Origin of the sequence: Enhygromyxa salina, assembly GCF_002994635.1 — a bacterium.
Classification (GTDB): Bacteria; Myxococcota_A; Polyangia; order Nannocystales; family Nannocystaceae; genus Plesiocystis; species Plesiocystis salina_B.
On sequence record NZ_PVNL01000044.1, the window covers coordinates 42,536 to 67,418 of the forward strand.

Annotated in this window: 21 protein-coding genes; 7 read left to right on the plus strand and 14 right to left on the minus strand. The window is 66.6% G+C overall.

Annotated features, from left to right (window positions below; all coding sequences use genetic code 11):
- Positions 1–11 precede the first annotated feature (11 nt).
- Together ENSA7_RS10555 and ENSA7_RS10560 are read left to right on the plus strand one after the other, a co-directional pair.
- Positions 12–1,148 carry a DegT/DnrJ/EryC1/StrS family aminotransferase gene (locus ENSA7_RS10555; protein WP_280523993.1) on the plus strand — a complete coding sequence of 379 codons (1,137 nt, stop codon included), beginning with the start codon at positions 12–14 and terminating at the stop codon, positions 1,146–1,148.
- The gene (locus ENSA7_RS10560; protein ID WP_106089107.1) at positions 1,094–3,109 is read left to right on the plus strand and encodes a polysaccharide biosynthesis protein; all 2,016 of its coding nucleotides are present in this window, start codon (positions 1,094–1,096) and stop codon (positions 3,107–3,109) included. Before ENSA7_RS10555 ends, ENSA7_RS10560 begins: the two co-directional genes overlap by 55 nt.
- Before the next feature lie 27 nt (positions 3,110–3,136).
- Here the strand turns inward: ENSA7_RS10560 and ENSA7_RS10565 are convergent, their stop codons facing one another.
- The 5 genes from ENSA7_RS10565 to ENSA7_RS43480 form a co-directional block, all read right to left on the minus strand.
- Entirely contained in the window at positions 3,137–3,682 is a 546-nt protein-coding gene (locus tag ENSA7_RS10565) for a GNAT family N-acetyltransferase (protein WP_181233602.1), read from the minus strand.
- 164 nt (positions 3,683–3,846) lie between these two features.
- Entirely contained in the window at positions 3,847–5,016 is a 1,170-nt protein-coding gene (locus tag ENSA7_RS10570; RefSeq protein ID WP_106089109.1) for a methanobactin export MATE transporter MbnM, read from the minus strand.
- On the minus strand, positions 5,006–5,977 hold the full coding sequence (locus ENSA7_RS10575) for an MbnP family copper-binding protein (RefSeq protein WP_106089110.1): 972 nt from the start codon (positions 5,975–5,977) through the stop codon (positions 5,006–5,008). Before ENSA7_RS10575 ends, ENSA7_RS10570 begins: the two co-directional genes overlap by 11 nt.
- 123 nt (positions 5,978–6,100) lie before the next feature.
- On the minus strand, positions 6,101–7,042 hold the full coding sequence (locus ENSA7_RS10580; protein WP_219907943.1) for an aldo/keto reductase: 942 nt from the start codon (positions 7,040–7,042) through the stop codon (positions 6,101–6,103).
- Positions 7,043–7,080: 38 nt separating this feature from the next.
- Positions 7,081–8,025 (minus strand): hypothetical protein, encoded by a 945-nt coding sequence (locus ENSA7_RS43480; RefSeq protein ID WP_181233604.1) that lies wholly within the window; start codon positions 8,023–8,025, stop codon positions 7,081–7,083.
- Between the two features lie 145 nt (positions 8,026–8,170).
- Between ENSA7_RS43480 and ENSA7_RS10590 the strand changes: the two genes are divergently transcribed.
- Both ENSA7_RS10590 and ENSA7_RS10595 read left to right on the plus strand, forming a co-directional pair.
- Positions 8,171–8,623 carry an AgmX/PglI C-terminal domain-containing protein gene (locus ENSA7_RS10590; RefSeq protein WP_106089111.1) on the plus strand — a complete coding sequence of 151 codons (453 nt, stop codon included), beginning with the start codon at positions 8,171–8,173 and terminating at the stop codon, positions 8,621–8,623.
- A gap of 60 nt (positions 8,624–8,683) precedes the next feature.
- Complete coding sequence (locus ENSA7_RS10595) at positions 8,684–9,253, plus strand: ECF-type sigma factor (RefSeq protein ID WP_106089208.1); 570 nt, start codon at positions 8,684–8,686, stop codon at positions 9,251–9,253.
- Here ENSA7_RS10595 and ENSA7_RS10600 read toward each other — a convergent pair.
- From ENSA7_RS10600 to ENSA7_RS10610, 4 genes are all read right to left on the minus strand, one after another.
- Positions 9,244–11,058 carry an RCC1 domain-containing protein gene (locus tag ENSA7_RS10600; RefSeq protein ID WP_106089112.1) on the minus strand — a complete coding sequence of 605 codons (1,815 nt, stop codon included), beginning with the start codon at positions 11,056–11,058 and terminating at the stop codon, positions 9,244–9,246. The genes ENSA7_RS10595 and ENSA7_RS10600 overlap by 10 nt on opposite strands.
- A 189-nt stretch (positions 11,059–11,247) precedes the next feature.
- Positions 11,248–12,591: a C-type lectin domain-containing protein gene (locus ENSA7_RS10605; RefSeq protein ID WP_181233606.1), complete on the minus strand. Its 1,344-nt coding sequence runs from the start codon at positions 12,589–12,591 to the stop codon at positions 11,248–11,250.
- A 223-nt stretch (positions 12,592–12,814) separates the two neighbouring features.
- Positions 12,815–13,126, minus strand: a complete 312-nt coding sequence (locus ENSA7_RS43485; RefSeq protein WP_181233608.1) for an NHL repeat-containing protein — start codon at positions 13,124–13,126, stop codon at positions 12,815–12,817.
- A gap of 113 nt (positions 13,127–13,239) precedes the next feature.
- Positions 13,240–13,338: a hypothetical protein gene (locus tag ENSA7_RS10610; RefSeq protein WP_106089114.1), complete on the minus strand. Its 99-nt coding sequence runs from the start codon at positions 13,336–13,338 to the stop codon at positions 13,240–13,242.
- Between the two features lie 322 nt (positions 13,339–13,660).
- On the opposite strand from ENSA7_RS10610, the gene ENSA7_RS10615 reads away from it, so the two are divergent.
- The 3 genes from ENSA7_RS10615 to ENSA7_RS10625 all read left to right on the plus strand — a co-directional run bounded on the left by ENSA7_RS10615 (position 13,661) and on the right by ENSA7_RS10625 (position 20,294).
- A complete protein-coding gene (locus ENSA7_RS10615) occupies positions 13,661–14,551 on the plus strand; it encodes a formylglycine-generating enzyme family protein (RefSeq protein ID WP_146157557.1) in 891 nt (296 codons plus the stop codon).
- A 1,085-nt stretch (positions 14,552–15,636) separates the two neighbouring features.
- Positions 15,637–17,841, plus strand: a complete 2,205-nt coding sequence (locus tag ENSA7_RS10620; RefSeq protein WP_106089116.1) for a choice-of-anchor X domain-containing protein — start codon at positions 15,637–15,639, stop codon at positions 17,839–17,841.
- Between the two features lie 200 nt (positions 17,842–18,041).
- Positions 18,042–20,294, plus strand: a complete 2,253-nt coding sequence (locus tag ENSA7_RS10625; RefSeq protein ID WP_106089117.1) for a serine/threonine-protein kinase — start codon at positions 18,042–18,044, stop codon at positions 20,292–20,294.
- A 41-nt stretch (positions 20,295–20,335) separates the two neighbouring features.
- On the opposite strand, the gene ENSA7_RS10630 is transcribed toward ENSA7_RS10625, so the two are convergent.
- The 5 genes from ENSA7_RS10630 to ENSA7_RS10655 all read right to left on the minus strand — a co-directional run bounded on the left by ENSA7_RS10630 (position 20,336) and on the right by ENSA7_RS10655 (position 24,739).
- Positions 20,336–20,800, minus strand: a complete 465-nt coding sequence (locus ENSA7_RS10630) for a hypothetical protein (protein ID WP_106089118.1) — start codon at positions 20,798–20,800, stop codon at positions 20,336–20,338.
- 348 nt (positions 20,801–21,148) lie between these two features.
- The gene (locus ENSA7_RS10635; protein WP_106089119.1) at positions 21,149–21,442 is read right to left on the minus strand and encodes a hypothetical protein; all 294 of its coding nucleotides are present in this window, start codon (positions 21,440–21,442) and stop codon (positions 21,149–21,151) included.
- Positions 21,439–21,870, minus strand: coding sequence for a hypothetical protein (locus ENSA7_RS10640; protein ID WP_146157558.1), 432 nt, complete (start codon positions 21,868–21,870; stop codon positions 21,439–21,441). The genes ENSA7_RS10635 and ENSA7_RS10640 overlap by 4 nt, the downstream gene beginning before the upstream one ends.
- Before the next feature lie 774 nt (positions 21,871–22,644).
- Positions 22,645–23,043, minus strand: coding sequence for a GFA family protein (locus ENSA7_RS10650; protein ID WP_146157559.1), 399 nt, complete (start codon positions 23,041–23,043; stop codon positions 22,645–22,647).
- A gap of 136 nt (positions 23,044–23,179) precedes the next feature.
- On the minus strand, positions 23,180–24,739 hold the full coding sequence (locus tag ENSA7_RS10655; RefSeq protein ID WP_106089123.1) for a hypothetical protein: 1,560 nt from the start codon (positions 24,737–24,739) through the stop codon (positions 23,180–23,182).
- Between the last annotated feature and the right edge of the window lie 144 nt (positions 24,740–24,883).

Here is a 24,883-nt window from a genome sequence, read left to right on the forward strand (position 1 = left end):
CACCCCCCGACGTGGGCCCCGCAGAACGCGAGGCGCTGCTCTCGGCCTTTGACTCTGGTTGGATCGCGCCCCTTGGACCCCAGGTCGAAGCCTTCGAGCGGGCGCTAGCCAAGCGTGTGGGTCGCAGCGACGCGGCCGCCACCAACAGCGGAACCGCGGCCCTGCATCTGGCGCTGCGGCTGCTCGGCGTGGGCCCGGGCGACGAGGTCTGGCTGTCCACGCTCACCTTCGTGGCCTCGGCGACCCCGATCACCTGGCTCGGCGCCGAGCCAGTGTTCATGGATAGCGAGGCCCGCACGTGGAACCTCGATCCCGAGCTGTTCGCCCACGCGCTCGACTGCGGGGCTGCGATCGGCCGGCTGCCCAAGGCGGTGATCGTGGTCGACATCTATGGTCAGTGCGCCGACTACGATCCGATCGTCGCCGCCTGCCAGCGCCACGGCGTCGCCCTGATCGAAGACGCGGCCGAGAGCCTGGGCGCGAGCTACCACGGCCGCCCCGCAGGCAGCTTTGGCGAGCTCGCGCTGGTGTCGTTCAACGGCAACAAGATCGCGACCTGCGGCGGCGGCGGCATGCTCGTGGGTGACGACCCCCAGGTCATCGCGCGCGCCCGGTGGTTGGCCTCGCAAGCGCGCGAAGACACCGCCCACTATCAGCACGAGCTGGGCGGCTACAACTACCGGCTCAGCAACGTGCTCGCTGGGATCGGCGTGGCCCAGGTCGGTCGCCTCGACGAGCTCGTGGATCACCGCCGGGCCAACTTCAACCACTACGCGGCCGAGCTCGCGTCGCTGCCCGGGATCTCGTTCATGCCCGAGCCGCCCGGGTATCGATCCACGCGCTGGCTCACCGCTGTATTGCTCGACAGCGAGCAATTTGGTGCTGGCCCTGAGCAAGTCCGGCTCGCGCTCGACCGCGAGGGCATCGAGTCGCGCCCGCTGTGGAAGCCGCTTCACATGCAGCCGCTGTTCGCTCGCAGTCGCTGCATTGGTGGCCAGTTTACCGAGCAATTGTTCGCGCGCGGCCTGTGTCTGCCCAGCGGCTCGACCCTGCGCGGCGAAGATCGTGATCGCGTCATTCAGATCATTCGTGCATGCCACCGCGCCGCCCGGCCGCAGGTATTCATGCCCACGGAGGCGTGCGCGTGATCCAGCGCTTGCGCGCCGCTGGCGTCAAGCTGGCGCTGCGCCGCATCGCCCGGATCCTGCTGGATCTCGGGGTCCTCGCGCTCGCGCTGTGGCTGGCGTTCGCGCTGCGCTTCGACTGGAACATTCCGGTTCCCTGGGTCCGGCGCATGCTGCTGGTGATGCCGTGGGTGCTGCTATGTCAGTACCTCGCGCTGGTGGCCTTCAACGTCCCGCGCTGCTCGTGGCAGCACTTTGGCTTCGCCGAGCTCGGTCGCATGGGCGCGGCGATCGGTCTGTCTGGCGTGCTGCTGCTGGTCGCGCGGCTCACCGCGCCCGCTGTCTCTCAATACATACCCTCGGCGACCCACGTGCTGGTTCCGATCGGCGCCGCAGCGGCCGACGTCGTGCTCGCGTTTGTCGGCTTGGCCGCGCTCCGGGCGATCCGCCGCGGCACCAGCGAGCACGAGCGCGGCCGCGCCCCCCTCAGCGACGCCGCGCCGATCCGCCTGATCCTCGTTGGCGCGGGTGAGGCAGGGGTCGCGGTCGCCCGGGCCCTCGATCGTCGCACCGATCTCGAGGCGATCGCGTTCGTGGACGACGACCACGCCAAGCAGGGCACGCGCATCCACGGCGTCCCGGTCTGCGGCCGCGTCGACGAGCTCGCCAGCGTCTGCCGCCACTATCAGATCGACGAGATCCTGATCTGCGTGGCCTCGGCCAACGGCGCCTTTGTCCGGCGGGTCACCCGGGACGTCGAGCAGCTCAACCTGCCCGTCAAGATGATCCCCAACGTCGCCGAATTCGTCGACGGCAGCGTCGCCGTCGAGCGGATCCGCAAGGTCGCCCTCGAGGATCTGCTGCGCCGCGATCCCGTCGAGCTAAACGACGCCGCGATCGCGGGCGACCTGGCCGATCGCACCGTATTGGTCAGCGGCGCGGGCGGCAGCATTGGGTCCGAGCTGTGCCGCCAGGTCTGTCGCTACGGACCGCGCCGCATGATCCTGGTCGAGCGCTCGGAGAACGCCCTGTTCGAGATCCACCGCGAGCTCCGGGCCAAGTGCCCCAACATCGAGCTGGTCCCCGCGCTCGTCGACATCACCGAGCGCGAGCACCTGGATCGCGTGTTCCATACGTGGCGCCCCGCCGTGGTCATTCACGCCGCCGCGCACAAGCACGTGCCCATGCTCGAGTACAACCCCGGCGCCGCGATCCTCAATAACGTCGTTGGCACCCGAGTCATCGCCGAGCTCGCGGGCGACCACGAGGTCGCCTCATTCGTCATGATCTCGACCGACAAGGCCGTGCGCCCTCGCTCGATCATGGGCGCCAGCAAGCGCTGCGCCGAGCTGTTGATTCAGCGCCTCGCTCGCCTGCAGCACCATACCAAGTACACCATCGTCAGGTTTGGCAACGTGCTCGGCTCCAACGGTAGCGTGGTGCCAATCTTCAAGGCGCAGATCGCCAACATGGCGCCGGTCACCGTCACTCACCCGGACATGGAGCGGTACTTCATGACCATCCCCGAGGCCTCGCAGCTGGTCTTGCAGGCCGCGAGCATGGGTAGCGGCGGTGAGATCTTCATCCTCGACATGGGCGAGCCCGTGCGGATCTTGGACCTTGCGAATGACCTGATCCGGCTGTGTGGGTTGGTGCCCGGCGAGGACATCCCGATCGAGTTTACTGGTCTCCGACCCGGCGAGAAGCTGCGCGAGGAGCTGTGTGGTGTCGCCGGGCTCGAACCCACTTCGCACGCCTCGATCCTGTGTGAGCGAGAGGCGACGTGGCTCCGCGCCGAGCGGCTCGACCGCGACGTCGCTGAGCTGATCGCCGTGGCCGAGCGCGGTGAAGCGGCTGCCATCCGCGCGGCCCTCCGCGCGATGCTGCCCGACTTCGACGACGGTGAGTCCACGGCGAGCCCGGTGCCCGAGCCGACACCCGCCGCGTCTGGTGTGCTCCCGCCGCTCAGCCTCGCCCATGTGTGATCGCGATGGTGATCGCGATGGTGACCGCTATTGTGAGGTGCGGCCCCACTCGCGGCGCAGCACCGACATACACACCACATCGTGGTAGTGGCCGCCCTTGTATTGCCCCTCGCGCAGCCGGCCTTCTTCCACGAACCCGACCTGCGCGTACAGACGTTGGGCCCGCTCGTTGGACGCTAGCACCGACAGCGACACCCGATTGAGGTTGAGCTGCGCGAAGCCAACGTCCACCATCCACCGGGTCGCCGCGCCGCCGATCCCCTTGCCCCAGACCGACTTCTCACCCAGCATGATCGCAAACTCGGCGCTGCGGATTCGGTGGTCGATCTGATACAGCCCCACGTGCCCGAGGCACGCGTCGTCCTCGACCGTGGCGATCGCATAGACGAGCTCATCGCTGCGATTGCGGCGACGCGCGAGCCAGTCGTCACCATCGGCCTGCGCGTACCCGGTGCTAAAGCCACCGAGCAGGGCCGCGACCTCCGGGTCGTTCTTGAACCGCAGGATCGCCGCGAGGTCGCGCGGCTCTGGGCGGCGCAAGTGAACGCCGTGCTCAGCGAGGGTGTAGCTCACCCTCACAGGTTAACACGTCGCGCGTCAGTCTCTTAATTCGCCTCCCGAGTTTACCGCGCCGGCTCATTCTGGGTCAGGCTGCGGGGATGAGAAACCCGCTGCCGGTCCTGTTGGTCCTGCTGTGTCTGGGCCGGGCCCGGCGGTTTGCGCTCTAGCCTCGACCCTCAGGGCGAGGGATCGGCGAAGCGGGGATCCGTCAGAAACGAGTCGTCCGTCAGGCTGGTCAAGAACGCGAGCACATCCTCGCGGTCCTGGTCGCTGAGCTCGAAGCCGGCCACCAACCCGCTCTTGTAGGGGTTCGCCCGGCCGTCCCCGGCCCAGGGCTCACCCTCGGCGACCACGCGACCGCCGGCCGCGTAGATATCCAGCACCTCACCAAGCGTCGCCACGCTCCCGTCGTGCATGTAGGGGCCCGTCACCGCAATGTTGCGCAGGCTCGGTGGGCGAAACCGGCCCATGTCAGTGTCGGCGAACGTGAATTCGTAGATGCCGCGATTGTCGGGCGGGTAGCTGCCGGCGCCGTCGATGTCGTACAGGCCGGTGTTCTGGAACGCGTTCTGTGTGAAGGTGGTGTTCGCGTGGCGCGTGGCCAGCGAGAAATTGAAGCCACCGTGGCAGTGGTGACACTCGAGGGTCTCGGAGAAGAACAGCGCGGCCCCGCGCGCGGCCGACTCGCTGATCGCGGCCTGATCTCCACGCCGGTAGCGATCGTAGGGCGAGTCGCCGGAGATCAACACGCGGACGAAGCAGGCGAGCGCGTCGATGATGTGATCGAAGCTGACCAGCTCGCTCGCGTCCGGAAACGCAGCCTCGAACATGGCCACATAGGTGGGATCTTCGGCGAACCGGGCCAGGACCTCATCCTCGTGTCCGGTGATCCCGAGCTCGACCGGGAATTCGCCGAACATCGGGATGGCGATCTGTTGCTCGAGTTGGTCGAGGTTTGGGTTGGCCCAGGTCAGCTTCGACGCATAGGCCGCGTTGGTCAGACCCATCGAGTTACGCGTCAAGGCCTCGCCCGTGGACCCGATCGGGGTGACCTCGCCGTCGCTGAATCCGAGCTCCTGCAGGTGACACGAGCCACACGACATCGTCTGATTAGCCGAGAGCTCCTCGGCATAAAAGAGATGCCGGCCAAGCTCGATCTTGGCCGCCGTCAGCTGATTGCTCTCGGGGATCGCAGGGGCAGGGAAGTCCTCGGGCAGCTCGAGCAGCGGATCGCCCTCGTCGCCCGAGGTGTCGGTCTCGTCTTGCCCAGGCCCACCCTCGCCGCCGCACGCACACAGGCCGAGCCCGACCAGCGAGATCGCCAGCAAGTTCCTGCTACTCGACACGAAAGACCTGCTGGTCCGAGCAGTCGGTCGCGCACTCGCCCGTCGTGAGCCCGAGCCCGATCTTGGGGAACAGCTCCATGCACTCGGGATCGTCGGGGGCGCTCATGCAACCGGGGGCGGTCATGGGCGTATTTTGACTGACATCGACGCCCTCGAGCAACATCCCGACGTCCATCACGATGGTCTGCGCCGACCAGTCGAACTCCGGGAGCTCGACCGCGAGTCGATTGGGCCGCACGCACGGAGCCTCGGGCGGCGCCTCGGGCCCGTCCGAGGTGCAGCCTGTGCTGCCCAGATGCCAGAACCACGCGTTGTCGTCGGGGTTGTCGTTGCGCAGGTCGAGCCGCACGAATTTATGCCCGCCCTGCCAGACCCAGAACATCGAGGGCACGCTGAGCGGCGACGGAGCGGCGGCGAGATCCTGGTGGTTGAGATCGAAGGGCACGCCAAGGATGAAGCGCACCCCCGTGTAGTCCCCGTCCGGGACGCTGCCGACCACCGAGTTGTTGAGCTCGGCGGTTCCGGCCTCTTGGCATGCGGCCGTGCCGTCCTCGAAGTCGAGCAGCGCGACATCGGCGTACTGCCACAACCCGTCCTGATCGAGCGTCAGCGGGGTCGCGTTGCCCTGCGCATCCAGCAGCTCGATCTCCGACACGTAGTAGCGCAGATCCTGGATCTCGACGGTGCTGCCCTGACTCCCCAGGCCCGTGTAGCTCTGGCCGCAGGCCGCTGGTTGATCCCCGACCGACGCGCCGAAGTTCAGCGTGACTTGAATGACCTCCGTGCCCGTGGAGGTGTCGTCAGAGGTGTCGCCCTCGGTCGACATCGAGGTCTCACTGTCGGCCATCGTGTCGCCGACCTCGTCATCCTGGCCTGGTTCACTGGAGCATGCTGCGACGGCGAGCAAGGCGAAGCAGGGCAACAGGACGCCGGTGCGGGTACGGAGCGGAGTGATGAGCATCGCGGGGATATACTCGACCTGTGGTGACCATGGGTGCGACCAGATGTCTCAGCGAGACAAGCTGTCGCACCCATGATCGAGATGCCCTGGCTCGTGGCGTCCGGAGAGGTAGAGGTTCGTGGTTCACATGGGTGGCGGCGGCGTGTCGTCGGGGAACACCGAGGTGTTTTCAGGCGAGGTCGCGCTCAGCCGTCGCATCTGCTCGTCCGTGAGCGCCAGGCCGGCAGCGGCCGCCGATGAGCGGGCCGTCTCGGGCCTCGTCGAGCCCGGGATCGGGATGACCCCAGGCCCGAGGCCGCGCAGCCACGCGAGCGTCACCTCTTGCGCAGACACACCGCGCGCGTCGGCCACCTGCGCAAACGCGGCGTAGCGCGAGCCGAGCTCGCTCGCTTGGCTCGCGCCGCCAAGCGGAGACCAGGGCAGAAACACGACACCTCGCTCGACGCAGCGCTCGAGGACGTTGGCGTCCTGTCGGTAGCGCGGAGAGTACTCGTTTTGCACTGCAACCACGCCGCCCTCGCCGGGCCCACCCACGAGCTGCAAGGCGCGGTCGAGCTGGGCGAGATTGACGTTCGAGAGCCCGATGTGCCGGGCGATGCCGTCGGCCTTCACCTGCGCGAGGCCGCCGACCTGCTCATCGAAGCACACGCTCGGATCGAGGCGGTGCAGGAAATAGAGATCGATGACGTCGACGCCGAGTCGCCTGGCCGACGCACGGGCAGCGCGGGCGAGCCCGTGGGGCGACGCGTCTCGCCCCCACATGTCCCCGTCAGGGCCCGGGCGGCGGGTGATGCCGCCCTTCGTGGCCACGACGACGCGCGCTCGCTCGGCCGCGGACCCCCACGTACGAATCGCCTCGCCGACAAGCTCCTCGTTGTGTCCGAAGCGCTCACCATCGGGCGCGTAGATGTCGGCGGTGTCGAGCAGGGTTACGCCCGCGTCGAGAGCCGCGTGGACCGTGGCGAGGGCCCGTGGGCGGTCCGGCAGGAGGCCGGGCTGCGAGAGCGGCATGCAGCCGAGCCCGATTCCGGAGATGTCGAGGTCGCCGAGGGCGTGATGATCCACGCCCCGCAGCTTGCCACGGTTTCGTATGACAGATGGGCTCAGTCGCAGGGCGTCTCGCTCTGGCCGGCGGCCTGCGCCGTGGCGTTGTCGACGTCCTCGCGGTGCACGACCACGCGATCGAGCAGCATGAAGTCGGCGCGGGCCGAGAGCTGCATCGTGTACGCGCCCGGTGCCGCGAACTCCACATAGATCTGGTGCGCGTCGCTGTCGCTGGTCTGCGTGGACCACTTCCAGTTCGTCGCGCCCGACGAGTACACCTTCATCCACCCGTCGCTGCTCGACCCGGCCGCGCACGCCGCCCCGCTGACCTGCGGCATGGCCTCGATCTCGGCGATGAAGTTCGCGTCCTCGCAGATCGGCTTGGGGTAGCGCCGGGTCTCCGGGTCGTCGCCGGCCTTGCCGTAGTAGTCGGCCGCGTCGGTGAAGCGCAGCCAGACGTCGTTGTGCTCGGTCGCGTTTTGGCCCATGCCGATCTGCGTGTGCCACTGCACGCGATAGCGACCGGCCTGATCGACGCCGAGCACGACCTCGAGCAAGCCGTTGCCGGGCTGGTTGTTGAAGCTGGGGCCAGACCAGAGAATGTAGCCGGAGCCGTAGTGGCCGGGGACGTCGGCGGAGATCTGCCAGTCTTCGTTGAGCGCGAGCGACTCGGCCTCGAACATCAGGACGCCGTTGGGGCCGACCTCGTAATCACAAGCTAGGTCGCCGTCACCGTCACCGTCGCCGTCGCCGTCGCCCGGGTCGCCGTCGCCCGGGTCGCCATCGCCGTCGCCCGGGTCGCCATCGCCATCGCCGTCGCCGTCGCCGTCGCCCAGATCGCCATCGCCATCGCCATCGCCGTCGCCGTCGCCGTCGCCCGTCTCGGTGTCCGTAGCAGCGAGCGTGTCGGTGGGTCCTGCGCTGTCCGAGCAGCCCGCCGCGAGTCCGAGCACGAGACACAATGGAATGAACGAGGCTGGATACGTCGGAGAGTGCGTGCGCATGGTCAGGGCGCGCTAGATGGTGCGCGGGCGGCCGAGCCTACCATGGGCCCGCGTACCGGCCGCTCGTTTCTTCTTCCTCGTGTTGTGGTTTTCCACGGCCGCCTGCGCTTGATGAAGTGACAGCTCGAACGCTGGAGAAATCGATATGCCCCTCCTCACCAAATCTGCTCCGACCTTTCACTCTCTCGACGCCCAGCGCGTCCGTGCGCGCCGCAAGCCGGCCGCGACTCTGCTCGCGGGGCTGCTCGCCGCCATATTCATGCCGTCCGAGGCCGACGCGGCGAACACCGAGGTCCAGAATGCGACGGTCGAGGGCGGGCTCGACAAGTCGGCCGTCCGCGAGGTCGTGCGCGCCAACATCGACCAGGTTCGGTCGTGCTACAACGCCGAGCTGGTCGACGATGCGACGATCGAGGGCAGCTCGGTGCTCGCGTTCGTGGTCCGATCCGATGGATCCGTCACCAAGGCAAAGGTCCCGGAGTCGACGATGCCGCCGCGCTTCGACCGGTGCATGCGTCGAGCGGTCTCGACCTGGTCGTTCCCGGTCGCCGAAGCTCAGACACGCGTGAGCTACCCGTTCACGATGAGCCCCGGCTGAGAACCCGAGGTCTCCGGGCGTCTCGTTGTCCGCCCCGCGGTGATCGTGGAGACTGATGGTGTGGCCGACGCTCAGCAGCCAGTGACTGGATACCTGCGAGCGTGGCGAGCCGGGGACGCTGCGGCCTTCGACAAGCTCATTGAAGTCGTGCACACCGAGCTGCATCGCCTCGCTCGGGCGCGCATGGGTGGCGAGCGTGCCGGCCACACCTTCAGCCCCACAGACTTGGTCTCTGAAGCGTATCTGCGGCTCGTCGGCGCTGACGTCGACTGGCACGATCGCGCCCACTTCTTCGCGGTGGCGGCTCGAACCATGCGCCAGATCCTCGTCGACCATGCGCGCGCGAAGGCGGCGCTCAAGCGGGGCGGGCCCGGCCGGGTGGTGACACTCGACGAGCAACTGATCGCGGACGAGCTTGGCGCAGGTGTGTGCCGAGCGATGCAGACGTGCCTGCGTGATGGGGGTGAAGCTGTGCCGGGGCGCCTTGATTCGTGCTTGGTGGAGCTTCCACGCTCGCCGCTCGCGCTGAGCCGCTCCGGCCGCCTGAGGCCACAGCTGCCGCAGCTCATCGAGCAGCGCGCGGCCCACCAGTCCGATCGCGGGCCATGGCGAGGTGTCGATCAGAGGTAAGACACCGGGCTGACTGCGCTCGGAGCCTCGTCGTCGCCGATCTGTAGCGTGTCGCCATAGCCGAGCTGGCCGTGCTCGTTTGCACCCCAGCAGCGAAGCGTCGCGTCACTGCGCGCACACTGATATGCGCCGAGGCTGCCTGAGGAAAGCTCGGTCACGCTGAATCCGAGATCGATGGTCCCGTAGCTGGCTGGGACCTCGTCGTCGCCGAGGTCGTCGACCAACCCCGAGCCGTTGCCGCCAAGCACACCCGCGCCCCAGCACTTCACGTCGGCGCCGATCCGTACGCAGGTGTTGAAGCGACCCAGCGCCAATTCATCGATGCTGCCGCCCACGTCGACGGTGCCGACGGAGATCGGCAGCTCGTCGTCGCCGATGATGGTGGTGTTGCCGTAGCCGAGCTGCCCGTACTCGTTGCGGCCCCAACAGCGCATGGTCCCGTCGTCGTAGCGGACACAGACGTGGGCCACGCTGGCCTCGAGCTGGACGACCGGCACATCCCCGAGGCTCACCGGGGCGATGCTGCTCGGCAGCTCGTCGTCACCGATTGTGTCGGTGTGGCCGAGGCCAAGCCGACCGTCGTTGAAGCCCCAACACCGAACCTCACCGGAGTCGAGCAGCGCACAGGTCGAGAACGCGCCGGCGCTGATGCTGGACACCGCTCCGCCGAGACTGACGGTGCCTGCAGTGCTCGGCGCCTCGTCGTCCCCGATCTGCGTGGTGTTGCCGTAGCCGAGCGAGCCAAACTCGCTGTTGCCCCAGCAGCGTACGGTCTGCTGATCCGTCAGCGCGCAGGTGTGACGATAGCCCGCAGTGAGCGCGACGGCGTCGTCACCGAGGTCGACGGTGCCGACACTGGATGGGAGCTCGTCGTCTCCGATGTTCACGGTGTCGCCGCCGCCAAGCTGTCCGTGTGCATTGTTGCCCCAACACTTGACTGAGGCGTCCGACAAGATCGCGCAGGTGTAGTGGAGGCCGGCCGCGATGTCGACCGCCGTCCCACCGAGGCTGACGTAGTCGATGCTGGACGGCAGCTCATCGTCCCCGATGTTCATGGTGTGGCCTTGGCCGAGCTGGCCAGTGAAATTGTAGCCCCAGCACTTGACCTGGCCGTCCCACAAGAGCGCGCAGACGTGCTGGTTCCCCTCCACGACCTTGCGCGCCCCGACTGAGAGCGTGCAGTCGTTCTCGCAGCCGTCGTAGCCGTTCGCGTTGCCGTCGTCGCAGACTTCGCCGACATCGACGTTGCCGTCGCCGCACACGGGATCGGGATCGCCATCGCCATCGCCGGTGCCGTCGCCGTCGCCGTCGCCATCGCCGTCGCCGTCGCCGTCGCCGTCACCGTCACCGTCACCGGGGTCACCATCGCCGTCACCGGGGTCACCATCGCCGTCACCGGGGTCACCATCGCCGTCACCGGGGTCACCATCGCCGGGGTCACCATCGCCGTCATCTGAAGTGTCGGTCTCGCTCGATGTTTCCGTGGCCGCGTCGGCCATGCTCGAGTCGTCGCCGCAGGCCCCGGTGCCTGTGAGGCACAGGAGCGAGGCCAAACCAAAGCAGTCGAGATGTCGCTTGCGCATGTGCGGCCGAGCATCGACAAATTTGACCGCAAACGCCAGCATGTCCTCGCTCGAGGTGAAGCGCAGCGTCTTCGTGGCGGGGTCGAGCGCGAGCGCCTCGCGATCGCCGGCGCCGACGTTGCGCAGCAGCCCGGTCGCAACCAGCTCTCCATCGTCGCGCACTGACACGTGGACCTCGTGGTCGAGCTCGTCGAGCTCGTCGAGCTCGTCGAGCTCGTCCACGAAGCGGGCGTGCGCGATGTGGCCGACATACCCAACTGGCTGGCCGCACCGCGGACGCCGTGCTGAGACTGGCGCTCGGCGAGCATCCGGCGCTGCGCAGCTCGATGCGCGAGCGCGGGCCCAGATGCTCGCCGGCTGGTCGTTCCAGGCGCGGCGTTTGGGACAGTGGCTCGATCGCTGAGCCACGCCTCAGGCCGGGACCGGATGCGAGCAGACGAACGGGCGCGGGACGGCGTCGCAGTAGCCGTACTCCCACGCGCCATAGTCGATCCAGCTCTGCTGGGTCGCGCCAATCGTGCCGCAGTCGATGTTGTTGCCGCCCTGCGGGGTCGCGTCCCAGTTCTCGAACACCATCGGCGCGCCATCGGTCCACTCGTTGACGCCCTCGCTGACCTTATCGTTGAGGCCGATGTAGCACAGCACGTCGCTCGACTGCTCGCACAGCGCTGCGACGATGTCGTTCTCCGCCTGCGAGGTGATGGTCGCGAGGTCATAGTCGTCGCCGAGCGACTGGCAGTGCGCCTGGGCATCGGTGGCGGTCATGTCGATGTCGACGAGCACGTACTCGCGGACCATCCGCGGACCGTTGCAGATGAACGGGCGCGGGACGGCGTCGCAGTAGCCGTACTCCCACGCGCCGTAGTCGATCCAGCTCTGCTGGGTCGCGCCGATCGTGCCGCAGTCAATGCCGTTGCCGCCCTGCGGGGTCGCGTCCCAGTTCTCGTAGATCATCGGCGAGCCGTCGACCCAGGCGTTGACGCCCTCGCTGACCTCGTCGTTGAGGCCCGTGTAGCACAGCACGTCGCTCGACTGCTCGCACAGCTCGGCGACCAGATCATTGGTGTTCTCGTTGCTGATCGTCGCGAGGTTGGTGCCCAGCGACGCGCAGTAGTCCTGGGCCTCGTGGGCGGTCACGTCGATGTCGACGAGGAAGAACTCGCGCGGCAGCGCCTCGACGCGCATGAGCGAGTCGGGGCTGTGGCAGTTGCCGGTCGAGATGTCGGTGTCGCTGGCCGAGTCGACTTCGCAGCAGGTGCTGCGCTTGTAATTCTTCAGCGTCACGCCGCCGTTGACGAGGGTCTCGTTCCACGACGCGCCGTCGCCCGAGCCGGTGATCGAGCCGGTCTTGCAGGCGGTGGTGCTGGTCTTGAGGTACTGACCGGTCGCGACGTTCTTGAACTGCGTGCCGTAGACGCTGTCGACGAGCTCCCAGTAGTTGGCCGGATCGTCGGTCGTCGTGCTCGCGGACACCGTGCCGTCGCCGTCGTCGTGGATGAACGCGCCGGCCTCTCCGTGCGTGATGCGGACGATGTCGCTCTCGGCGAGTCCGTCGAGCGAGACGGTCGTGTGCTCGCCGGTCTGCGGGGCGGCTAGCTCGTTGCTGGCCATCGCTTCACTGCTGGACATTTCACCATCGACGAGCTCGGCCTCGAGCACGGCGTCATCGAGCGAATCGGGGCCGGCGTCACAGCCAATCGCGGCGATCGAAACGAGCAGAGAGAGCGGGAGGAAGGTGCGCTTGGAGATGGTCACGATGGTTGCGTCGTGCAACCGCTGTGCCGCACGCGTTTGGCCGCGCAACGTCGGTTTGACGCTCGTTCGTGTGTCGGTGCGAGCGTCGAGACGGTCGCAGACCGTCGGCCCGACGGTCGGGCGACGCGCGAACCCTCGACCCGGCCAAGCCTCCGGTGGCTTGCGCAGATCGTCGCCCCTATCCGCGAGAGCTCCGCGAGGCCTACCCGAATCGGGAGTTCGGTCATTCGTGGAATGTCGCCCCGACGAACTTTTGTACGCGGCGCCCCCAAGCGTCGACCACATAGATCCTGCCGTCGTCGCCGACGGCGACGTCGTGGCCGAGCCGGAACTGGCCATCCTGGCTGCCGAAGGCTCCGAAGGTGGCCCGAATTCCGCCCTCGGGAGACAAGATCACCACCCGCGATCGATCGGGCCCGGTCGCGGGGAGGTCACCTCCGTCGATGACGTCGAGCTCGCCGGAGGGGGCGACGTCGATCCCGTACGGGCGGCCGAGCTCGTCGGCCGTCCAGGCGAACTCGAAGGTGCCGTTCAAGCCGAACGCCTGGATCCTGCGGTTGCCCCGATCGGCGACGTAGAGCAGCGCGTCGCCGTCCCATGCGATGCCATGGGAACCGCGAACTGGCCCGGGCCGGATCCGCGGGTCCCTCAGGTAGCGACGAACTCCCCGGTGGGGGAGAAGCGCACGACCCGGGAATTCTCGTAGCCATCCGCCACGTAGAACGACCCGTCCGGCAAGACCACCACGGCGCCACAACTCGAGCATCACGATCTCCGCTCGGTGATCGCAAGACCCGTGGCTCGGAAGCCGTCAAGCCGGCGACGGGCTCGGGCGCAAAAACAACGGGAGTTGAGTCAGGTCTTTCGGGAGCCACCCTTGTGGTCGAGTGCTACTTCACTAGTACTAGCGTGACTCGTCATTCCCGCAGAGCGGTGACGACACCCAGGGGACAATGACATAATGCGACACACGAGCATCGGAGCAATGGCCGCTGGGGGTGCGTGTCTCGCCGCGCTTGCACTGGCATCCTGTGCTCCCAACCGGCCAGAACCGTCGCAGGATACTAATGTGCAAGGTGACGGCGATGGTGATCCGGGGGACGCTGACGGCGACCTTGGCGACGGCGCCCCTGGAGACGGAGACCTCGGCGACGGTGATGGTGACGGTCACGAGCCTCCCTGCGAGTCCATGCATGAGGGGATGATCTGCATCCCGGCGGGGCCATTCATCATGGGCTCGAATGGGTTGGGGTTTCTCGAAGAGCGGGAGATCCCCGAGCAAGTCGTGTATCTGTCGCAGTTTCATATCGACCGACACGAGGTGACATTTGGCGAGTATAGGCTGTGTGTGGAGGCGGGGAAGTGCTCGCCGCCGGCCGCAGAGGACCCGAACAACGACTTGACGTTTGGATGCCGCTGGGGAAACGAGGGCATCGACACCTATCCGGTCGCCTGTGTGGACTGGCTGCAAGCGCTGGAATACTGCAACGCGCGGGGCGCCGAACTACCCACCGAGGCGCAGTGGGAAAAGGCCGGGCGCGGCACCGACGGGCGCGACTACGCGTGGGGGAATGAAGCGCCCACCTGTTTTTACGCCAGCATGGCGAGCGAGCCGGTCTGGGGCGAGGAGCCGTTCGAATTGTGGGGATGCGGTACCGGAATGCCGGAGCGTCCGGGGAGCCACTCGCCGCAGGGTGACAGCCCGTACGGCGTTCAAGACATGGTGGGGAACGTCGGCGAGATCACGGCCGACTGGCTCGCGCCTGGGCAGCCTAACCTGGGTACAGATCCCACCGGTCCCGACAGTCCTGGTAGCGGGTCATTTAAGGTGTGGAAGGGAGGGACATATATATCCTCACAGCTCGACGATGCGAGTGGTGGCTACTTGCACCTGGCTTGGCGGGCCCAGGGCGGAGCGGGCGGGCCCGGCACCGGGTTTCGCTGCGCGGTCTCCGAGTGACCGATAGTATTGCCATGGGACTAGCAGGCGTGGTCGAGTCTCCCCTCACCCTTGTTGGCACATGGGGTCATGAGGACGCAATTGCAACGGGATTCGAGCGGGACTATTTTGGAACCACGCTTGCGGTCGAGTGCTACTCCACGAGCATGAGTCGCAACGTTCGCCTCTCCTCGCGTTGGTCGGCAACTGGTCTTGTGGCATTCGTGGCATCCATCGCCATGGGCTCACTGCCCGGCATAGCTTTCGCAGAGAAAAAGAATCTCATTGATCACGGGGATGGGACATGGTCGATCGCTGTGCACGCCAACTTCCCGCCGGAGGATCTTGGCGCGTTGGAGGTGACGAGCGACGACGCTGACAATTACTGCGATTTCTTCCGTGAGGGGTCTCGGATTCTCTGGCAAGTCACAAACGGACAGCACTACTTCGATTCTGTCACGTTCGGCTACGGCGCCAGCGAGAGCGACGTCTTCTTGAGCCATGGTCAGGGAAAGTCGCACGCGAGCCCCCACGCGATCAGGATGAACTTCCACTTGCCTAAACCAGTGGGGACCGAAACGATCGGCAAAACCCTCGCCCACGAGTGGGGACACTACTTCTACGGTCTCCCCGATGAGTATGCCACATCCAGCGATCTCGGCCTTTGCGCGGACTCACGCTACGCGACCTCGAGTGAGACATGCACGGGCTTTCCGAGTTCGAGCTGCTCGAGCGGCGCGAGGTGTATCCGTCATAATGCGTGCGTAAACGAAGGCGCTGACATCACACAAGCCGGCACGTATGACGGCTGGCTCATCGTAACGGGCAGTCCGTCTCCAGAACTAATCTCGAATCTTGGAATCGTTTCTGCCGATCAGTGCGCGGCGAAGGGAGGGAGCGGTCCACGCCCTGTTTGTATTCTTTATGATCCGACAGGAGCGCACAGCTATCCATTTGGCGGCCCAGAGTTCTGGCCGAACTGGGGGAATGACTGCCTGATAGACGAACATTGCGAGACCGCGTTCAAGCGCGGCGATGGGCGCTGTACTGAGCGATTAGGTGCCGTCTGGGAGCGCCCCGTCTGCGTCGGCGAGTCCACCTGCATCATGGCCGACGGCGCCAAGCGACGTTGGTGCGACGCCAGCACCCACATCCACCTCGACCCCAAGACCGGCGCCAGCCTCTCCCAGCACTGGGGCGTGCTCGGCACGGTCCTCAACCACTACCCCATTCCCTGGTCCAGCGCCGAAGACTTCAACTGTTGGGACCAAGCCAAGCTCGAGTGGGGCAGCCTCCAGTTCAATGGCCAATACGACGACGACATCGGCCTCCCGCCCAACGAGGACAATCCCGACTTCTGCACCTGGAACGTCCCCGACTACACCGACACCGAGAACCTCGCGGACTGGTCGATGGTCATGATCGACGCCTCGGGCTCCATGGGTCAGGACGCCAATGGAAACCCAGGCTGGACCTACGCGGTCGACGGGGGCGAGTACTTCAATCAGGTCGCGGTCGGCAAGCAGACCAGCGCGGGCCTCTATGCGTGGGGTGACGATCTGTGGGCGGTAAAGTCGGCGACCGAGATCAACGGGGCATGGGTGCCAAACCAAGACCTCGCCCTGGGCACCCCGGTTGATCTCGCTCCCGACGATGTCGCGGTCTATCGCGCCGAGATCGACACCTATGTCAACGCCAAGCACCACACGAACCTGTGCGCCGTGCTCGAGGGCGCCAAAGCTGCGTTCACGCACGCCAAGGCCCCGGCCGGCGACCGCGAGGTGGTGCTGCTCACCGACGCCAAGTTCACCCGGGTCGATCCCAAGCACGATCCAAACGGCCCGGCTGGCTGCCGCGGCGTCGAGACCTGGATTGTGAACAAGCCCGAGATCGCGGCGCAGATCTGCGCGGAGGCGGGCATGCGCGTCAACGTGATCACGACGGGGGCCTCACCTCGGATCGGTCTGGCGAGCTGGCTAGCCGAGAGCTGCAGCGGCTGGCACTACTACGCGGGCGACGAGCAGGCCGCAGGCGGTTCGCTGCCCCACGCGGCCAAGGTCTACGAGGCCGTAGCGAAGGCCGTGGTGGCCGGCGACGTCATCGCGCTGCACGAGCGCGCGCCGCTCGTGGCCACCACGACCACCGAAGCTCGAACCTTCGTGGTGCCCGCGGGGGCTCGGGCGCTCGACGTGGCGTGGCTCGGCAGTCCGCTCGTGGTCACCGGCGAAGGCACCGATCACGCCTTCAACAGCCTGGGTTTTGAGCTCGAGTCACCAACCAGCATTTTATATAGTCATCCAATTGGAGATTCGAGCGAGCACGAAGCGCTCTATCGTCGAATGGAGGTCGACTCACCGGAGCCGGGCCTGTGGACCATGCGACTCGACACGAGCCAGCTGTCCTCGACTACCCGAGCGAAGCTGGACGTCGGCTGGGTGGCCTCGGTCGTCGAGTCGGGCTATTCGCCTGCCGCCTGGGTTGATCGACCCGTGTGGGAACTCGGCGACGACGTCACAATCTCCACCAACGTCATCAAGGCCGGCGCCGCAGTCGGCGGCATACAGGTCGCGTCCCGGCTGTCGGCGGCGGGGCACAGCTGGTGGATTCCCATGTTCGATGACGGCGATCACGGGGACGGGCTCGCCGATGACGGGGTGTACGCGGCGGTCTATACCCCGATGATCGAGGGGCCCCACGCCGTCAAGGTCGACTACGAGATCGTCGCTGGCGTCAGCCACACGATCCCCGGCGACGCGATCTTCGGCGCGGGACCGGGGCCCCAGATCCTGAGCGACGCCGCGACGCTCGTCGCTCACGCTTCGTTCGCGGTGCAAGACGGCCCAACCGGCCTCGTGCGCGCGGACTTGCCAACGCTGCGAGCCGGCGATACCCACCAGGATCTCACCGCGACGATTGAGGGCATCTTCGTGCCAGGCCCCGGAACGATCGTGTCACTGGGAGAGGGCGTGGCGGTGCATGATCTCGAGGTGACGTGCCTGAGCTGTGATGACGATGCGGAGGAGCTCGACCCCGCGGCGCTCGTGTACAGACTGCGATTCGACGCGGACGTGGCCACCGATGCGCCCCTCACAAAACGCGACTTGCTCGTCGAGATCGGCACGGCCGACTATCGCGACGAGCGCGCGACGAAGGTCGTGCCGGGGGATCGACCGGTCAGCAACAACAGCGGATCGGTCCCCCTCGGGTATGGCCTCGAGCGCTCGAGTTTCACGACACGAGTCGCGGCCGTGGGGCCCCGGGCGCTCCAGCTCTTCATGCGCCTCGCGCAGGGCATGGTCGCGGATAGCTGATCAGCCGGCGGCTCGTCGTCAGCACCGTCACCTGGGATGACCTCAAGAGGGTGCTTGCTCGGCCACCACGAGCGCGGTGTCGAGCCACGTCCGTTGGCGTGGGCGAGGACCAGGCTGATCTCATTCCGCGCACGGAGAGCTCGGCATGGCCGACATCATTCGAGTCGACAGTTTTGCAGGTCTGATACCATCGCCCGTGCATGGGTGACCTCTCCACCGAACCGCTGGATGAGCTGCAGACTTTCCCGCCTCAGCGGTTTCTCATGCTCGAAGACGTTGGCTCGGGGACCCACGCGAGCATCATGCAGGCGTGGGATCGGCAGCTCAATCGTCGCGTCGCATGCAAGATCTCGTTTGACGTGTCGGCGGTCGACACGGTCGACCCCGAGCTGCTCGACGAGGCCGGGCTCACCGAGCCCGTGCGGGCGCAGCTCAAAGCCGCGAAGGCGCCGATACTGAAGTACACGGCGCTGCGCGAGGCTCGGCTACTCGCGCTGGTCGTGCACCCCAACGTGATCCCCCTGATCGACGTTGGCTTGTTCCAAGACGGCGTCGTCGCGCTGGTGATGCCCTACCTCGAGGGCGGCACGCTGGAGAACCGGCGGTTCACGGAGCGATGGCAGGATGTGCTGGCGATCGCTGTCCAGATCGGTCGAGGGCTCGCGGCGATCCATGACGCCGGGATCCTGCATCGTGACCTCAAGCCCAACAACATTGTGTTTGACGGCAAGCGGTGGCCCTTCATCATCGATCTCGGCCTCTCGTGCCTGCTCAGCGACACTGCGTCCATGGCTGATCGCGTCGGCACCAGGGACTACATGCCGCCCGAGGTGATCGCTCGCGGGTTTCAGGACGTCCGCGACGACCTCTACGCCTACTGCATGATCGTCTACGAGATGTTCTACGGCCACTCGCCATTTGCCAGCGTGGCTGCGCGCGGGGCTGGGCGAGTGACGAAGTCGACCCGCGCGGACCGACTGCCGCGCGCGCTCGTCAAGATCCTCGAGCGGGGGCTGGCGCCCAACGCCGAGCAGCGCTGGCCGGACATGGCGGCGTTGCTAGACGCGCTGGAGAATGTGCAGCAGCCGGCGCAGCGACGCTGGCGATGGGCGGCGGCGGCAGCTGGGCTGGGGATGGCGGCGTCGCTGGTGTTCGGGTTCTTGGCCGTGTCGCGGCCAGCTCACGCCGACGCGTGCGACGACATCAGCGGCGAGCTCGAGCAGATCTGGGACGACGAGATCCAAGCCGAGCTCCGTGGTGCGTTCGGCAGCCGTCAGGCCGGCGACGGGCTCGAGCGCTGGGCCGGTCGGTGGGTGAACGTTCGCGCCGCAGAGTGCAACGCGGCCAAGCGCAGCGGCGCGAGCCCGAAGGCCACACCATGCAGCGCGAGCGTGCGCGACCGGTTTCAGGCGACGGTGCAGGCGTTTCGAACGCCGCACCTGCGCGAGGGGTTGAGCTACGCGACGGTGATCGCAGCGCTGCCCGCTCCGGATCATTGCATCGATCACCCAGAGGATGCCGAGTGGGGTTACGGTGGGCTGCTCGAGCTGCGCAACATCGATGTCGAGGTCCAGGCGCTGGTCGGGATGGGGGATCTCGAGGTCGCGCGCGCTCGTCAGCAGGACTACATGGATCTCTCGCTCGAGCTGCGATCCGAATACGGCATCGCGCGGGCGACCTTTTGGCGGGGGGAGATCCGCCGACTCGCAGGCGAACTCGACGGCGCGGTCGAGGACTTCGAGCGGGCGTACCGACAAGCGTGGGCGCTCGGGCTGGGGGTGTTTGGGGCGGAGGTGCAGATGAAGCTGGCCGCGGTCGCGGGGGCGCGAGGGGACATCGGCGGCGTGGAGGCCCATGCGAACGGCGCCGAAGCGGTGTTTGCCGAGTATCGGCCGGATCGCATGGCGGAGCTGCTGCAGGTGCACGGGCTGGCGTTGGTGGCCGGGCCCGAGCGAGTGCGTGTGCGTGGAGTCGGGCTGTTGCTCCGCGCGGTGGAGCTGCGTGAAGCGGAGCTGCAGGAGCATGGCGGAACGCGGGAGCTGCTGAGCGCGGCGCACGAGAGCTACGCGCGCGGGTTGCTGGCGGTGAACCGGGCTGATGAGGCGTTGGAGTACCTCGATCTGGCGCTGCGGGTGCATCAGGAGGAGTTTGGGCACGGGAGCTGGCGGACGCGCGGGATCTTGTTGCAGAAGTTCAGGGCGCTGGTCGAGCTCAGGCAGTTCGACAACGCGGAGTTTGCTGAGCGAACGATTTTGAAGCTCGACAGGGATACCCAGCAATGGCGCCGGTACACCACCGACGCGCACTGGCTGGGCAAAAACTACGCCGATGCAGGGGAACACCGCCGCGCAACAAAAGTGCTTCGTGCAGGCCGAGCCAGGGCCATCGAACGCGGCCTGCTTGACGAGGTAGCGCGATTGGATCACGCGCTCGAGGAACTGGGAAGTAAATAGGCAGCGGGGACCGGAGGGCTGTCCCCGCTGCGCTGCTCCTTTTAGTCGAAGCAGGTTACGGTACCATCCTCGTTGGTGACACCGTCGTCGCACCAGTAGATGTCCTGAAGTTCGCAGTCGTTTGATGCACCGTAGGTGTTCCAGCAGACCCCCCCATGGCAGCACATGTAATTCGCCTGCGGCTGGGACTGGAACCCTGGCTTGCACGGGAACGCCTCGCAGAAGTCGGGAACCTCGAAGTAGCAAGTCACCGCGCCGGTGGCCCACTGCTCCCCGAGTTCGCAGTAGAAGGGCTCGCCCGCAGAGCACCGACCATCCCGAGCGCCGACGCAGCTGCGCCCCTCACAGCACACCGTGTCGTCGTAGATCGGTGCACCATCGCGGTGAGGTTCACAGAGGATCGGCCGCCCCGTATCGGTGTAGACGACGTCGCAGAGATCGGGCGCCCCCCCACTGGTAGGAGTGAGCGTCGCGAAGAACGTGAGTACCTGTATTTTGGTGAACATGATGCTTCTTTCCGCCCGCGGATGGCGGGCAGCAGAAGCGTCGCACCGACGAAGCCCCTGCGGCCTCCGTCGCGGTCTCGCGGTCCAGTAGCGAGGCCCGCTGGGCATATGGTTCGACAGACGCAGCCTCGCAGCAGCCCAGCCCGGCAACGAACGCGGGGAGCGCCACCGGGATGACCGGGTGGGCGCCAGAAAGAAGTGGTGCGCCTGGCTACCTCGCCCGTCTCCACGACTCCCGATGGGCGGCGGCAGGTGGCTGGGAGATGGCGGCGTCGCTCGCGTCGATCTCGGCGCCATTTTTTCGCTCGTCGAAGCGTCGAAACTCGGCGCGGTTGTCGAGCGGACTGCTCAGAGATTTTGCCGACTCGCCCACCGCCGCAGGATGGCTTCGATGGCCACATTCAGCAGCAACATGAGCCCCGCCGCGACCAACCCCGCGATCAGTGGGCGCAGATCGAGCCAGAGAACGAACACGAAGACCGCCAAATTCCAAACCAGGACGATCGTCTTCACCCTGTCCCACTCTCGCTTTTGCAACGGGAACAGCGTGGGACCGACCGGACCTGGCGAGACCAGACGTTCGTCGTTCGGGTGGTCGTTCAATCGCGAGACCAGACGTTCGTCGTTCGGGTCGTCGTTCAATCGCAATAGTCCTCCAGCGCGTCCGTTCCGATCCCTGCTGCCGCTGCCCCCGCCCCTGCGCACAAACCACATGCGGGGAACGCTGCGCAACACGCCACCGTTGTGCTCGCCACGACGCCGGCCCAGATGTACTTCCCTGCCCGCAACACCTTCTTGCCCCACGCGCTGCACTTGAACGTTTGTGAGTCGCCCGCGAACGCGTCCAAGAGCTCGGCTCCCGCCTCGCCTCCAAGTGCAACCAGGGCTGCCTGCGCCAACTCGCTAGCCGCTGGATCTGATGATGCCCAGTTGGACACGCCAGTCGCGGCGTCCCAACTCGTGTGAGCGATCGCCTCTCCATCGACGTACAGGTAGCCATCGCCACGGTTCGTGTCGTCGGCGACAATGACGACCTCTGCCGTTTCGCCGTTTGGCAGTGTGTACGTCACCGACGTCCACCGTGTGCGGTGTCCGTCCGAGGTGGTGTACTCGTTGACCACGGCTCGCGGCGGCGGTTGGTACGTTGGAGCTGAAGCGAACACCAGTGGCAGTATCGCGTGGACCAACATGGACAAAAGCTGCGGCAATTCTGGACCGCGGCAACACGCAACGTCTTCGGGCCTGCGGAGAGGCCTCGCCGGCGGCAAGCCCGGTTCGCAGATCGTGTCACTCGAGCGCAGAACGACGCTCGCGGCGACCGATCTCGAGGTGCTCGCCAAGCAACCCGCTCGACATTCCTTGGGCGAGAGGTGCCAGCCCGAAGGCCATTCCGCGCGAGCGCGCGTGTCGCAGCACGTCGTCGAGCAACCGCACAATAGACGCCGCCTCGCATAAAACGACGAGAAAAGTTGCGGGCTCGACTCATGCGGATGGCACGTAGTCGTGGTTCGAACGTGGCAGATTGCCTCCGGCTCGACATACTTCGCCTCCGCCTTCGCGCGCGCCGTCTCCACCACCTTCGCCGCGTCGGCGTCGGTCCAGGGCTTGCCGGCGGCGCGGGCCTTGGCGCGGGCGGCAGCCTCGGCCTTGTCTCCGGTCGGCGCTCCGGGGTCGTCTGGGACCGGGTTTCGGGGCTTTGCGTAGGTCAGGCGGCCTCGATCCGCGAGGCTGGATGGATCGCCGGTGCGCGAACCTGCACGGTCCCGAAGCTAGCCTTCAGGTCGGGTCGTGCGTGCGTGCACGCCGCTATCGGGTCGAAGATCGGACGGCGTGCCTGGTACTCCTCAAGAGGATCGCTCATCGAAGTGGCGGGACCCCTCCATGTCAAAGTCCCAGTCGGCTCGGGACCCACAGAAGATCCGCGCCTTCACACCCACCCCGATCGGATCATCGAGGGTACCAGCCGTCAGGTAGACATTCGTCTCGTCTTCCTCGGCCGGCAGCGGTGTACCGCACGTCTTGCAGCGCGTGATCGTGTAGGTCGGGCGCAGCTCATAGGTCACGCGGTGGTCTTCGCCGGTCAGCCAGTGAAAGTTCTCCCGCTTGACAATGACGATGGCATTGCCGTTCCCGCCGCTGGCCTTGCGGCAGTTCGAGCAATGACACATCCACACGCCGTCGACGTCGCCGTCGATGTCATAGCTGAGCGCACCACACAGGCAGCTTCCCTTTCGTCGTGACATGTCCACGGGACTCTACACCGACTTGGATCATCAAGCACGAGCGGCACCGACCCACCGCGGGTTTGAGGTCCCGGGCAGGTTGGTGCCGTCGCGGTCGGAAAGCCCCGGTGCGTCGCCCGACGTCGCGGCCCTCGACCTACGGCCAGCCAAACGCGGCGCCGAAGGTCACGGTCTGAATCCCAATGAAGTCGCGGACCGAGGCCGCGGCCATGTTGTCCTTGCCAGACATGCCGTGGTCGTAGATACCGTCGAGGTTGTACATCGCCTCGTTCGCGCCGACGTCGTCGTTGAAGAAGTCCTCGGCGCACGGGTTTTGACCGATCGCCGTGGGCGCGACGCACCAGTACGGGCCAACCTCGCCCTGGGCCACGATCATGCTGTCTGACGCGGTGACGACCGACGGCGTCACGCTGTCGTCGACGGCCGGCCGGTATTGATCACCAGCGACCCAGCCGTCCCAGAAGTTGAGCCACGCGTTGGGGTAGAACTGAACGTCGATCGCGGCGGATGCCACGATCGCGCCGATCGTCTCCCAAGCGTCGATCATGCGGGCGGCGTAGCAAGTCGTGGCCCACCACGCGATGATCGGAATCCCGCCGCGGGCGGTGCCGATATTGTCGGGGTGGGTCGCGTCGACCAGCCAGTCTCCGCTGATCATCCCGCCGCTGAGGACCTCGAACTTCGAGTCGCTCGGCACGCTGCCGCGCTTGTAGCCGTGGGCGTGGACGAAGGTGTCGAACCGATAGCCCTTGGCGGTGAGGTGCTGCATGGCGTCCATCAGACCGTCGCGGGTCGGCTCGAACACCACATCGGCGTGGCTGAACGCCTTGTTGCTGGTCCCGTTGGCGTTGGAGGTGGCGTTGTCCATGACCAGCGCGACATAGTCGTAGGCGCCGTAGTGCTTGGACAGGTTGGTGCCCATCGACTGCGCGAGGGTGGTGAACGCGTCGTCGTCGTAGTGGAAGTAGAGCAGCAGGGCGACACCCTCGGACGCCTTGTCGTGCTCGTCGCAGGGCTCGGGCGTGAAGTCGTCGGCGTTGGGGACGTTGTCGCCGTCGGCGTCCTCGCGCATGATCTCGACCTTGGCCGCGGCGCTGCCGTTGCACTGGTTGGGACCGCACAGGGCGACCGGGCCGAGCGTCACCGTCTGCGTTGGCACGCCGTTGCCGGGGTCGCACTCGAGGTTGATCTGCGTGCAGGCGGTGCCGACGTCGTCCTGGCCGTTGCCGCCGCCGCCGTCGTGCTCGGTGAAGTCAGCGCAGACCTGAACCTGCTCGACCGCGCCAATTGCCAGGTGATAGGTGTCGATCATCAGCTCGTGGTTCTTGCGCTCGCCGACCGTGTAGGTCCGCTCGCTGACGCTGGCCGACCCAACGGAGCCGCCGTTGCTGGTCGAGGTGACGTCGGTCGACAGCTCGCCGCGGCCTTCGGAGATGCCCTGACCGGTCACGAACTGGGTCTCGATCAGGCGAAGCTCGATGTCACAGCCACCGGGATCGGGCGGGCGTGAGGGCTCGAATTCGGGGTTTTCGCACCACTGCGGCTTGATCGGCTTGGGCTGCCAGATCCCACCCGCGCGGGGGGTCTCGAATTCAGTGTCAGCGTCGGCGTCGACGGGCTCGGCGTCACAGCCGATCGCGCACAGAGGCAGCGCCAGGGCGGTCAGGGTGAGCTGAAGTAGCGATTGTTTGGTCATGTGTCGGTCTTTCGGGCGTTCAGCGCGACTGCTGCGCGGCCCTACTCAAACCGTTGCCAACCACCGCTCGGGCGATGACAGAGTTTTTGCCCGGCCGCCCGCGCGAGCCTGCGCCGTTCCCGTGTCCCGTCGCACAGACTGGGT